Source organism: Pseudomonas sp. FP453, assembly GCF_030687495.1.
Lineage (GTDB): Bacteria > Pseudomonadota > Gammaproteobacteria > Pseudomonadales > Pseudomonadaceae > Aquipseudomonas.
This window is the reverse complement of sequence record NZ_CP117435.1, coordinates 4,578,981-4,590,981: the sequence shown is the minus strand read 5'-3', so window position 1 is coordinate 4,590,981 and position 12,001 is coordinate 4,578,981. Positions and strand designations below refer to the sequence as shown.

Sequence of the window (12,001 nt, the reverse complement as noted above, 5' to 3'; positions counted from 1 at the left end):
CAGGGCGGGCCTCCTCGCGGACGCCGCCCTTTTTTGTGCAAGAGCATTATGCAAAGCAGCAGCAACCTGTTTCCCGTCGCCCTGATCAGCGCTGAACGTCGTGGCGACCTGAGTGAAGATGTCTATCGCCTCAAACCCGGTAACAGTCCCGACGGCACCGTCGAGCTGGCGGTTACCCGTTTGGGCCAGGCCGATGTCCCGGAAAACCGGGGCATCCCCGTTATTTTGTTGCACGGCAGTTTTTCCAACCGCCGCTTCTGGTATTCGCCCAAGGGGCTCGGCCTGGGCGCCCACCTGGCACGCCAGGGGTTTGATGTGTGGATCCCGGAAATGCGTGGGCATGGCCTGTCCAAGCGCAATCATGACTACGCGCGCAATCGTGTCGCGGACTATGCGCGCTACGATTTGCCGGCCATTGGGGCGTTTGTGCGTGAGCAAAGCGGGCAGATCCCGCATTGGGTCGGTCATTCGTTGGGCGCCACCAGCCTGGCTGCCGCCCTGGGTGGGCAACACCTGGGCGCGCCGGCAGCGGCTTCGGTGGCACTGTTTGGCTGTCAGGTCAGTCGCACGCATTGGCCGTTGAAACTGCCGCCGCTGGAGTGGACCGGCCGCTTGCTGTTGAAACGCTTCGGCGAGATTTCCGGCACACGGTTCAAGCGCGGCCCGGAGGACGAACCGGCGGGCGTGCTGATCGAGGCCATGCGCTGGAACGGCTTGTTCGGACGGTTTGGCGAAGGTAAGAATGATTGGTGGAAAGGCCTGGCCGACGTCGAGGTGCCGCTCTTGGCGGTCAGTGCTGCCGGCGACCTTCAAGACCCGGACTGGGCCTGTCGCAAGCTGTTCGAACAGGTGGGCTCCGAGCATCGCCAATACCTGTGCCTGGGGCGCCAGCAGGGTTTCAGCGGGGATTTCGGCCACGTAGAGATGCTGGTCAGCAAGGCGGCGCAAGCTGAAGTGTGGCCGCTGGTGGCGCAGTGGTTGAAGGACCCGCTTACACCTTTGACCGGGGCCGTCACCCAGGTTTGAGGCAACGCTCAGCCACGGGCGTTTCGCTCCATTACGGTTACGGCTAAGATATGACGCGCCGGACGCTTCTGGTCATATTCAGTCGCGTAGTGGCTATTGCGTTGCGGTGGCGCGGGTGGGATGTTTCCCACCGGCTTCGACCGGTACTTCCTTGAAAGACACTTCTTTGACAGAAAGGAATTTTTTCGATGAACCATTACGTGACCCCCGACCTGTGCGACGCCTACCCGGAGCTGGTGCAGGTCGTCGAGCCGATGTTCAGCAACTTCGGCGGCCGAGACTCCTTTGGTGGTGAGATCGTCACTATCAAGTGCTTCGAAGACAACTCGCTGGTCAAGGAGCAAGCCGAGCAGCCGGGCGCTGGCAAGGTGCTGGTGGTCGATGGTGGTGGTTCCCTGCGCCGCGCCTTGCTGGGTGACATGATCGCCGAAAAGGCTGCGAAAAACGGTTGGGAAGGGCTGGTGATCTACGGTTGCATCCGTGATGTCGACGTCATCGCGCAAACCGATCTGGGGGTGCAGGCGCTTGCCAGCCACCCGATGAAGACCGACAAGCGCGGTATCGGCGACCTCAACGTGGTGGTCACGTTTGCCGGCGTGACGTTCCGCCCGGGTGAATACATCTACGCCGACAACAATGGCGTGATCGTGTCGCCAAGCCCGCTGAAAATGCCTGAATAAACCGCAATAGCCGATGGGGTGAGGATGTTCGAGGAAGAAAACGCGCAATGGGGGCTGGTGCACGCCCTGGTGCTGGACGGTAAAGGCGGTGCGCGTTCGATTGCCCGGACTGAGCTCGACGACTTGCAACTGCAGCCCCAGGAAAGCCTGTGGCTGCACTGGGATCGCAGCCATCCCCAGACGCAGACCTGGCTGCGCAAATCCAGTGGCTTGAGCGAATTCGCCTGTGACCTGCTGCTGGAGGAGAACACCCGCCCGCGCCTGTTGCCGCTGCCGGACGCCGAGTTGCTGCTGTTCCTGCGCGGGGTCAACCTCAACCCGGGTGCCGAGCCGGAAGACATGGTCTCGGTGCGCATCTTCGCGGCAGCCAGTCGCGTGATTTCCCTGCGTTTGCGGCCATTGCGCGCCACCGATGAGCTGTTGGTGCAATTGGCGGATGGCAAAGGTCCTAAAACGGCGTCAGAACTTATCCTTTATATGGCGCAGTACCTGACCAATAAAGTGCAGGACCTGGTCACGGACCTGTCCGAAATCGTCGATGCCGAGGAAGAAAAACTCGATACCGACGAACGGTATACCCCGGAACACGGCAGCGTTTTGCAGATCCGTCGGCGAGCGGCCGGGCTCAAGCGATTCCTCGCGCCGCAACGGGATATTTTTGCCCAGCTGACGCGGATCAAATTGCCGTGGTTCTGCGACGACGATGCCGACTATTGGAACGAATTGAACAACAGCCTGACCCGCTACCTGGAAGAGCTTGAATTGACCCGGGAGCGCGTGGGGCTTGTGCTGGAAGCCGAAGACCGGCGCTTGAGCGTGCGGATGAATCGCACGATGTACCGTTTTGGCATCATCACCGGGATCTTCCTGCCGATGAGCTTTCTGACCGGCTTGCTGGGGATCAATGTGGGCGGGATTCCGTTCTCCGCCAGCCCCTATGGGTTTGTGATTGCATGCTTGTTGATGGTGTCGGTGGCACTGGGACAATGGTGGCTATTTCGACGATTGCGCTGGGTTTGACCTGAATATGACCTGAACGTAGGAAGGGTCCTATGTGACCCCAAGAATTTAACCCTCGTCTTTTAAAACACTTGCGAGAGGTCTTTATGCACGATCCGTTCGAACAGTCTTTGCGTGACATGCTCAATGCTTCGCCGTCCAACCGGGACGACGATGCCTGCCTGGGCCGCGTGTTGAAAACCGCCAACCGTCAGGTAGGGGCGGGTGATTTGTTCGGTCTGCTCGGGCGTTGGGTGCCGGCGTTGATGATGGCCCTGAACAACGGTTCGGCCCACGTATCACCGGTTTCCCGTCGTAAACCTCTTGCTCGCACTGCTGATAAGGCTGATTGAATATGGAACTTGATCTCTGGACCCAGAGCCTGGTCACCGCGATGACCGCATTGTGGACCAAGGTGGCGAACTTCATTCCCAACCCTGTTTGGGGCTTTGGTCCTGGTATTGCTGGGTTTTGTCGTGGCCAAGCTGCTCGACACCCTGCTGTCCAAGCTGCTCGCCAAGCTCGGCCTCGACCGCCTGATGGCAGGCACCGGCCTGACCAAGCTGCTGGGGCGTGCCGGGCTGCAAGTGCCGATCTCCACACTGATCGGTAAGATCGTCTACTGGTTCGTTTTGCTGATTTTTCTGGTTTCTGCGGCTCAATCCCTTGGCCTTGAGCGAGTTTCAGCTACGCTCGACATGCTGGCGCTGTATTTGCCGAAGGTTTTCGGCGGCGCGCTGGTGCTGCTGGTAGGCGTTTTACTGGCGCAATTGGCCAATGGCCTGGTGCGCGGAGCCGCTGAAGGCGTGGGGCTTGACTATGCCGCTGGCCTGGGGCGAATTGCCCAGGGCTTGGTGATCATCATCAGTATTTCGGTCGCGATCAGCCAGTTGGAGGTCAAGACTGACCTGCTCAACCATGTGATTGTCATCGTTTTGATTACCGTTGGTCTGGCCGTTGCGCTGGCCATGGGCTTGGGAAGCCGGGAAATTGCCGGCCAGATTCTTGCGGGAATCTATGTGCGTGAGTTGTATCAGGTTGGGCAACAGGTGCGTGTAGGCGAGGTCGAAGGGCAAATCGAGGAGATCGGCACAGTCAAGACGACGGTGCTGACCGATGACGGCGACCTGGTGTCGCTGTCCAATCGGATCCTCCTTGAGCAGCAGGTCAGTAGCCGCTAACCCGGCAAACCCTGCTAATGTACGCCGCCGCAAACCCGGCTGACCGGGCTGTAGCGGACATTGACCTGACTGTCGGCACGACTTGTTTTGAATAAAGCCCAAACGCTGTCCACGCGCTATGACCCCCGTGAGCTCTCTGATGAGGAGTTGGTCGCGCGCTCGCACACGGAGCTGTTTCACGTAACTCGCGCGTACGAAGAATTGATGCGCAGATATCAACGCACTCTGTTCAACGTTTGTTCAAGGTATTTAGGGAACGATAGAGATGCGGATGATGTCTGTCAGGAAGTGATGCTCAAGGTGCTGTATGGCTTGAAGAACTTCGAGGGAAAATCGAAGTTCAAGACATGGCTATATAGCATCACGTACAACGAGTGCATCACGCAGTATCGCAAGGAACGGCGAAAGCGTCGCTTGATGGACGCCTTGAGTCTGGACCCCCTTGAGGAGGCGTCTGAAGAAAAGACGCCGGCACCCGAGGACAAGGCTGGACTCGATCGCTGGTTGGTGTATGTGAACCCGATTGACCGCGAAATTCTGGTGCTACGATTTGTCGCAGAACTGGAATTTCAGGAAATCGCTGACATCATGCACATGGGTTTGAGTGCTACAAAAATGCGTTACAAACGTGCTCTAGATAAATTACGTGAGAAATTTGCGGGCGAGACTGAAACTTAGTGCGTGGCAAATATCTCTTACGTGTAGGCAAGTTCTGTTAGACTTGTCGCCGAGTTGTCCCCCGGTTTGTGGGACTGCTTTACAATCACCAGATGGGGATTTAACGGATGAAACTGAAAAACACCTTGGGCTTGGCCATTGGTTCTCTTATTGCCGCTACTTCTTTCGGCGTTCTGGCACAAGGCCAAGGCGCAGTTGAAGGCGAGCTGTTCTACAAGAAGCAGTACAACGATAGCGTCAAGCACATCGAAGACGGCTTCAACCCTGGCGCTCGCATTGGTTACTTCCTGACCGACGACCTGTCCTTGAACCTGTCGTACGACAAGACTAACCACACCCGTTCGAACGACGGCACTGGCAACCAGAAGATCAAAGGTGACACTGGCAGCCTGACTGCTCAGTACCACTTCGGTCAGGCTGGCGTTGACAGCCTGCGTCCATACGTAGAAGGCGGTTTCGGCCACCAGAGCCGTGGCAACGTCAAAGCTGACGGCCACAGCGGTCGCGATCAATCGACCCTGGCTATCGCTGGCGCCGGTGTGAAGTACTACTTCACCAACAACCTGTACGCTCGTGCCGGTGTTGAATCTGACTACAACCTGGACAACGGCAAGTGGGATTACTCCGCACTGGTCGGCCTGGGCGTAAACTTCGGCGGCAACGCTGGCGCAGTAGCTCCAGCTCCTACCCCAGCACCAGCTCCAGAGCCAACTCCAGAGCCAGAAGCTCCGGTTGCTCAGGTTGTTCGTGTTGAGCTGGACGTTAAGTTCGACTTCGACAAGGCCGTTGTTAAGCCTAACAGCTACGGCGACGTGAAAAACCTGGCTGACTTCATGAAGCAGTACCCAGCTACCAACGTAGAAGTTGCTGGTCACACTGACTCCGTAGGTCCAGACGCTTACAACCAGAAGCTGTCCCAGCGTCGTGCTGACGCTGTTAAGCAAGTCCTGGTTAAAGACGGCGTTGCTGCCAACCGCGTAACTTCCGTAGGTTACGGCGAATCCCGCCCAGTTGCTGACAACGCAACTGAAGCTGGTCGTGCTGTTAACCGTCGCGTAGAAGCGTCGGTTGAAGCTCAAGCTCAGTAATTACTGAGTGGTAGAAAAAAGCCCGGCTTAGGCCGGGCTTTTTTTCGCCTGCAATTTGCCTCAGGCGCTGACCGCTGCCGCCACATAGGCCGCTTGCCCGCTGGCCGCAACCTGGCCAATCACCAGGATGGCCGGGCTTTTCAAGGCAAAGTCTTGGGGCGTCTTCGTGCATCCGCGACAGCGTGCTGCGGCACTCGCGCTGCTGGGGCAACGAGGCATTTTCAATCATCGCCACCGGCATATCCGCCGCCATGCCGCCCTCCAGCAATTGCTGGCGAATCTCCACCAGCTTCGCCACGCCCATATACACCACCAACGTCGTCCCGCCCTCGGCCAGCGCCCGCCAATTGAGGCTGCTGTCGTCCTGGGTATGCGCCGTCACCAGCGTCACGCCCCGGCTGACACCGCGCAACGTGAGGGGCACCGCGCAATTCGTCGCCCCCGCCAGGCCGGCGGTGATGCCGTTGACCAACTCCACCTCGACCCCACGCTCACGCAACCACATCGCCTCTTCGCCACCCCGGCCGAAAATGCACGGGTCGCCGCCCTTGAGTCGCACCACGCACTTGCCCTGGCGCGCATAACGCAGCATCAGGCGGTGGATAAAATCCTGCGGCGTCGAGCGACAACCGCCACGTTTTCCCACAGTAATCACCCGTGCACCGGCACAGTGTTCCAGCACCATCGGGTTGACCAGATCATCAATCAGCACCACATCGGCTTCATTCATCGCCCTTACCGCCTTGAGGGTCAGCAACTCGGGGTCGCCGGGCCCTGCGCCCACCAGCCAGACTTTTGCGCTCATGTTCTCTCCCTCACACACTGATTGCGATTGGCTGCGGATGGCTGGCCAATAGACGTTTGATTTCCGGTACACAGGAGCCGCATTGCGTGCCGCAACCCAGCTCCCGCTTGAGCCCGTCCAGGTCCAGGCCACGGGTTATGCCCGCGCACACGGCGTTCTCGCTGACGTTCTTGCAGTTACACACCACCTTGCTGCTGGCGGCTGCGCCCCCCGGCGGTGCACTGAGTGGCGCCAACAGCCAGCGCCGCAGTTGATCGTCGGTACGCCCCTCCAGCCACAGGCTTTGCAGCCAGTGGCGCGCCAGGGTTTCCCCGGCCAGGCGCAACGCGGTGATGCGGCCTTTTTCGATTTTCACGCGCTTGCCAATGGAACGACGCGGATCGTCGTAGGCCATCACCGGGCCGTCGTTGAGGCCGAGCAATTGGTCGATACGCGTCAGCAGTTGCAGGTCGGGCGCTTCGCTGTGCGCCGCACGCAACAGCAGGGCCGGGCGCTCGCGTCCGGCCAGGCTCAGGCTGACGTAGGCAAACGCCTCGCATAGCGGGCGCAACGCGGCAAAGTGTTGCTGCACATCGCCTTCGATCAAGGCGAACAACTGCCACGGCAGGTTCACCGCCTCCAGGCGCACACCGCTGTGCTTGAGTTCCGGCTGTTTCGACAGCGGGTCGAACGCCGGTTGGGTGAGGGCATTCACGCCGCCCTTGAGAAAACGATCCCCCCAATGCATCGGCAGGAATGCCTGGCCAGGGCGCACGCTGTCGTCAGCGCTGACCGCCACGATCACTTGGCCGCGACGGCTTTTCAGGTTGACCAGATCACCGTCTTTCACGCGATGGCGGCGCATTTCGTCTGGGTGCAGGCTCAACAATGCCTCGCTGACGTGTCCGAACAGCTGCGCGGCGGTGCCGGTGCGGCTCATGCCATGCCACTGGTCACGCAGGCGGCCGGTGATCAGGGTCAGGGGGAAGCGTGCATCACGCTGTTCCTTGGCCGCGCGGTAAGGGTCGGCGACGAACTGTGCACGCCCACTGGCGGTAGGAAAGTGGCCATCGGTGTACAAGCGTGGCGTGCCAGCCTGTGCACCTGTAGGAAACGGCCATTGCTGTGGGCCGATCGTGTCGAGCAAGGCGTGGCTGATGCCCGACAGGTCGAGATCGCGTCCGTGGGTCAGCCGTTTGTACTCCTCAAAAATCTGCGCTGGCTGCGCGAAGGCAAACAGGCTGTCCCGCCCCGGGCGTAAACGACGCTCCAGGCGCTGTGCGAAATCCACGGTAATTGCCCAGTCCGGCCGCGCTTCCCCTGGTGGGGCGATGGCGCGGCGCACGTGGGAAATACGCCGTTCGGAGTTGGTCACTGTGCCTTCTTTCTCCCCCCAACTGGCGGCGGGCAGTAACAGGTCGGCATAGGCTGCGGTTTCAGTGGTGTGAAAGGCTTCCTGCAACACCACAAAAGGGCAGGTTGCCAAGGCCGCGCGCACGGCGTTCTGGTCCGGCAGCGATTGGGCCGGGTTGGTGCAGGCAATCCACACGGCCTTGATCTTGCCCGCCTGCATCTGCTCGAACAGCTCGACCGCGCTCAGCCCAACGGCGGCGGGCAGCGACGCCACGCCCCAATACGCCGCGACCTCTGCGCGATGTTCAGGGTTCGCCGCCTCCCGATGCCCCGGCAGCAGGTTCGACAAGCTGCCCGTTTCGCGCCCACCCATGGCATTCGGCTGGCCCGTCAGGGAAAACGGGCCACAACCCGGCCGTCCAATAGTCCCGGTGGCCAGGTGCAGATTGATCAGCGCGCTGTTTTTTGCGCTGCCGGCGGTGGACTGGTTAAGCCCCATGCACCACAGCGACAGGAAACTGCTGGAGGTGCCCACCCACTCTGCGCACAAGCGCAGTTGCTCGACGCTGATCCCGCACAGCTGCGTGACCATCTGCGGCGTGTAGTCATGGACCAGGCGTTTCAGCTCGGCCAAACCCTCGGTGTGTGCCTGGATAAACCCGCGGTCGATCCAGTCTTCCCACAGCAATAGATGCAAAATCCCATGGAACAACGCCACATCGGTGCCGGGCAAAATCGCCAGGTGCAGGTCAGCCAGATCGCAGGTGTCTGTGCGCCGTGGGTCGATCACCAGCACTTTCATCTGCGGGCGGCGTGCCTTGGCTTCTTCCAGGCGTCGGAACAGTACCGGATGGGCGTAGGCCATATTGCTGCCGACGATCATCACGCAGTCACTGCTTTCCAGGTCTTCATAGCTGCATGGCGGCGCATCGGCCCCCAGGCTGCGTTTGTAGCCGACCACTGCCGAGGACATGCACAGCCGTGAGTTGCTGTCGATATTGTTGGTGCCCACCAAGGCCCGGGCGAGCTTGTTGAAGCTGTAGTAGTCCTCGGTCAGCAGTTGCCCGGAGATGTAGAAGGCCACGCTGTCCGGCCCGTGTTCGGCGATGGTCTCGGCGAACACGTTTGCCGCGTGATCCAGGGCCGTGTCCCAGTCGGTGCGCGCCCGGGCCATGCCTTTGCCCAGGCGCAGTTCTGGGTACAAGGCGCGGGCGGACAGGTCGCCGGTCAGGTGCAGGCTGGAACCCTTGCTGCACAATTTGCCGAAATTGGCCGGGTGGCTCGGGTCGCCCTTTACCCCGAGGATCTGCGCACCGTCATGTTCGATCAGCACGCCGCAACCCACGCCGCAATAGCAGCAGGTGGACGCGGTGGTCTGGCGGTTCATCACACGGCGTCCCGCAGGGCCAGCAGCACCCGGCCGTTTTCCACGCGGGCCGGGTGATGGTGGGCGCAACCGATGTCCGGCGCCTGGGCTTCGCCGGACGCCAGGTCGATCTGCCAGTTGTGCAGCGGGCAGGCCACGCGCTTGCCGTAGATCAAGCCTTGGGACAACGGGCCGCCCTTGTGTGGGCAGCGGTCGTCGAGGGCGAAGACTTCATCGTCACTGGTACGAAAAATCGCGATATCGCCCTTGGGCCCCTGGATGATGCGCGAGCCCAGCACGTTGATCTCATCGAGGGCGCAGATATTCAGCCAGTTCATGCCGGCACCTCCAGCTGTTGGACAGGGATGACATCGAATTCCTTTTTCAGCAGCGGCTGTTCCAGGCGCTCCTTCCACGGGTCTTGTTCGAACGACAGGGAAAACTGCAGGCGTTCATTGAGGGCCTGGCGGCGCGCGGGATCTTCCAGTACGGCTTTCTTGATGTGCTCCATGCCGACCCGCTGCAGGTAGTGCACGGTGCGCTCAAGGTAGAAGGCTTCTTCGCGATACAGCTGTAGGAAGGCGCCGTTGTATTCGCGTACTTCTTCGGCAGTCTTCAGCTTGACGAAAAACTCCGCGACCTCGGTCTTGATCCCGCCATTGCCGCCGATGTACATCTCCCAGCCGGAGTCGACGCCGATGATTCCTACGTCCTTGATTCCGGCTTCCGAGCAATTGCGTGGGCAACCGGATACCGCCAGCTTGACCTTGTGGGGCGACCACATATTGAACAGGTCATGCTCCAGCTCGATGCCCAGTTGCGTGGAGTTCTGCGTGCCGAAACGGCAGAATTCGCTGCCCACGCAGGTTTTCACGGTACGGATGGATTTGCCGTAGGCGTGGCCAGACGGCATGTCGAGGTCTTTCCACACGCCCGGCAAGTCCTGTTTCTTGATCCCCAGCAAGTCGATGCGCTGACCGCCGGTGACCTTGACCATGGGCACGTTGTACTTGTCGGCCACGTCGGCAATGCGGCGCAGCTCCGAGGGATTGGTCACACCGCCCCACATCCGTGGGACTACGGAGTAGGTGCCGTCTTTCTGAATATTGGCGTGGGCCCGTTCGTTGATCAGGCGCGATTGCGGGTCGTCCTTGGCTTCGCCGGGCCAGGTGGAAATCAGGTAGTAGTTCAGCGCCGGGCGGCAGGTGGCGCAGCCGTTGGGCGTGCGCCAGTTGAGGTAGCTCATGGTGCCGGCGATGGTCAGCAGGTGCTGGTCGCGGATGGCCTGGCGGATCTGCCCGTGGTTGAGGTCGCTGCAACCGCAGATGGCTTTTTCGCTTTTTGGTTTGACGTCAGCCGCACCGCCGACGGTGTTGATCAGGATCTGTTCCACCAAGCCGACGCAGGAGCCGCAAGAGCTGGCCGCCTTGGTGTGCTTTTTCACTTCATCGACACTGAACAGGCCCTGTTCCTGGATCGCCTTGACGATGGTGCCCTTGCACACGCCGTTGCAGCCGCAGACCTCGGCGTTGTCGGCCATGCTCATGGCCTTGTCCTGGCCCTGGTGGCCTACGTTACCCAGGGCGTTTTCGCCGAACATCAGGTGGTCGCGGATCTCGCCAATGGCGTGGTTCTCACGGATCTGGCGGAAATACCACCCCCCGTCGGCGGTGTCGCCGTACAGGCAGGCGCCGACCAGGATGTCGTCCTTGATCACCAGCTTCTTGTACACGCCGCCAATCGGGTCGGAGAGGGTGATGGTCTCGGTGCCTTCGCCGCCCATGAAGTCACCGGCGGAGAACAGGTCGATACCGGTGACCTTCAACTTGGTCGAGGTCACTGAGCCCTTGTAGGTGGCAAAACCCAGCTGGGCCAGGTGATTGGCGCAGACCTTGGCCTGTTCGAACAGGGGCGCCACCAAGCCGTAGGCGATCCCGCGATGGCTGGCGCATTCGCCGATCGCATAGATGCGCGGGTCGTAGGTTTGCAGGGTGTCGTTGACCAGAATCCCACGGTTGCAGGGGATGCCGGATTTTTCCGCGAGTTCGGTGTTGGGCCGGATGCCGGCAGCCATCACCACCAGGTCGGCGGGGATGATGTCGCCGTTCTTGAATTGCACCGAGCCGACGCGGCCATTGCCGGCGTCATGCAGCGCCTGGGTCTGTTCACACAGGCGAAACACCAGGCCACGGCTTTCCAGCTCGGTTTGCAGCAACTGGCCGCTGGTCTTGTCCAGTTGCCGCTCCAGCAGCCACTCGCCGATATGCACCACGGTCACGTGCATGCCGCGCAGCATCAGGCCGTTGGCGGCTTCCAGGCCGAGCAGCCCGCCGCCGATGACCACCGCATGCTTGTGGGTCTTGGCGGTGTCGATCATGACCTGGGTGTCGGCGATGTCGCGGTAGCCGATCACGCCCTGCAAGGTGTTGCCGGGGATCGGCAGGATAAACGGCGTGGAACCGGTGGCGATCAGCAGGCGATCGTATTCGGCTTCGCTGCCGTCTTCGGCGATCACCACGCGTTTGACGCGGTCGATCTGCACCACTTTGCGGTTGAGCAGCAGCTTGATGTGGTTATCCAGGTACCAGCTGAGGTCGTTGAGCACGATCTCCTCAAAGGTCTGTTCACCGGCCAGCACCGGCGACAGCAGGATACGGTTGTAGTTGGTGTAGGGCTCGGCGCCGAACACGGTGATGTCGTACAGGTCGCTGCTCAGCTTGAGCAATTCTTCAAGGGTGCGAACCCCGGCCATGCCGTTGCCGATCATCACCAATTTGAGTTTTTTCATGTCGTTCTCCGCAATGGCTCGACAAATCACGCGCAAACAAAAAAGGCGCCCCCGCTAG

The 12,001-nt window shown here is 60.6% G+C and carries 9 protein-coding genes and 2 pseudogenes; 7 read left to right on the top strand and 4 right to left on the bottom strand.

Going from position 1 to position 12,001, the window contains the following annotated elements:
• Nucleotides 1-48 precede the first annotated feature (48 nt).
• From PSH87_RS20760 to PSH87_RS20730, 7 genes and pseudogenes are all read left to right on the top strand, one after another.
• The gene (locus PSH87_RS20760) at nt 49-1,026 is read left to right on the top strand and encodes an alpha/beta fold hydrolase (RefSeq protein WP_305430922.1); all 978 of its coding nucleotides are present in this window, start codon (nt 49-51) and stop codon (nt 1,024-1,026) included.
• Between the two features lie 188 nt (nt 1,027-1,214).
• Nucleotides 1,215-1,706: a ribonuclease E activity regulator RraA gene (rraA, locus tag PSH87_RS20755; RefSeq protein WP_017739561.1), complete on the top strand. Its 492-nt coding sequence runs from the start codon at nt 1,215-1,217 to the stop codon at nt 1,704-1,706.
• A gap of 24 nt (nt 1,707-1,730) precedes the next feature.
• Nucleotides 1,731-2,726 (top strand): zinc transporter ZntB, encoded by a 996-nt coding sequence (locus PSH87_RS20750; protein WP_207041693.1) that lies wholly within the window; start codon nt 1,731-1,733, stop codon nt 2,724-2,726.
• An 86-nt stretch (nt 2,727-2,812) separates the two neighbouring features.
• Entirely contained in the window at nt 2,813-3,058 is a 246-nt protein-coding gene (locus PSH87_RS20745) for a hypothetical protein (RefSeq protein ID WP_025854229.1), read from the top strand.
• A gap of 2 nt (nt 3,059-3,060) precedes the next feature.
• Nucleotides 3,061-3,886, top strand: a pseudogene (locus PSH87_RS20740) (mechanosensitive ion channel domain-containing protein).
• A gap of 87 nt (nt 3,887-3,973) precedes the next feature.
• The gene (sigX, locus tag PSH87_RS20735) at nt 3,974-4,564 is read left to right on the top strand and encodes an RNA polymerase sigma factor SigX (RefSeq protein ID WP_124526653.1); all 591 of its coding nucleotides are present in this window, start codon (nt 3,974-3,976) and stop codon (nt 4,562-4,564) included.
• Nucleotides 4,565-4,671: 107 nt separating this feature from the next.
• Nucleotides 4,672-5,652, top strand: coding sequence for an OmpA family protein (locus PSH87_RS20730; RefSeq protein WP_305430919.1), 981 nt, complete (start codon nt 4,672-4,674; stop codon nt 5,650-5,652).
• A gap of 60 nt (nt 5,653-5,712) precedes the next feature.
• Here the strand turns inward: PSH87_RS20730 and cobA are convergent.
• The 4 genes and pseudogenes from cobA to nirB all read right to left on the bottom strand — a co-directional run bounded on the left by cobA (nt 5,713) and on the right by nirB (nt 11,943).
• Nucleotides 5,713-6,457, bottom strand: a pseudogene (gene cobA, locus PSH87_RS20725) (uroporphyrinogen-III C-methyltransferase).
• A 10-nt stretch (nt 6,458-6,467) separates the two neighbouring features.
• Nucleotides 6,468-9,176 carry a nitrate reductase gene (locus PSH87_RS20720; RefSeq protein ID WP_305430918.1) on the bottom strand — a complete coding sequence of 903 codons (2,709 nt, stop codon included), beginning with the start codon at nt 9,174-9,176 and terminating at the stop codon, nt 6,468-6,470.
• On the bottom strand, nt 9,176-9,493 hold the full coding sequence (gene nirD, locus PSH87_RS20715) for a nitrite reductase small subunit NirD (protein WP_017739567.1): 318 nt from the start codon (nt 9,491-9,493) through the stop codon (nt 9,176-9,178). Before nirD ends, PSH87_RS20720 begins: the two co-directional genes overlap by 1 nt.
• Entirely contained in the window at nt 9,490-11,943 is a 2,454-nt protein-coding gene (gene nirB, locus PSH87_RS20710) for a nitrite reductase large subunit NirB (protein ID WP_305430917.1), read from the bottom strand. The genes nirD and nirB overlap by 4 nt, the downstream gene beginning before the upstream one ends.
• Between the last annotated feature and the right edge of the window lie 58 nt (nt 11,944-12,001).

Bases quoted from the DNA above. Each gene is read 5' to 3' on its own strand.
- nirB (WP_305430917.1), bottom strand. From the start codon at position 11,943: ATGAAAAAACTCAAATTGGTGATGATCGGCAACGGCATGGCCGGGGTT.
- nirD (WP_017739567.1), bottom strand. From the start codon at position 9,493: ATGAACTGGCTGAATATCTGCGCCCTCGATGAGATCAACGTGCTGGGC.
- rraA (WP_017739561.1), top strand. From the start codon at position 1,215: ATGAACCATTACGTGACCCCCGACCTGTGCGACGCCTACCCGGAGCTG.
- PSH87_RS20760 (WP_305430922.1), top strand. From the start codon at position 49: ATGCAAAGCAGCAGCAACCTGTTTCCCGTCGCCCTGATCAGCGCTGAA.
- PSH87_RS20720 (WP_305430918.1), bottom strand. From the start codon at position 9,176: ATGAACCGCCAGACCACCGCGTCCACCTGCTGCTATTGCGGCGTGGGT.
- PSH87_RS20745 (WP_025854229.1), top strand. From the start codon at position 2,813: ATGCACGATCCGTTCGAACAGTCTTTGCGTGACATGCTCAATGCTTCG.
- PSH87_RS20750 (WP_207041693.1), top strand. From the start codon at position 1,731: ATGTTCGAGGAAGAAAACGCGCAATGGGGGCTGGTGCACGCCCTGGTG.
- PSH87_RS20730 (WP_305430919.1), top strand. From the start codon at position 4,672: ATGAAACTGAAAAACACCTTGGGCTTGGCCATTGGTTCTCTTATTGCC.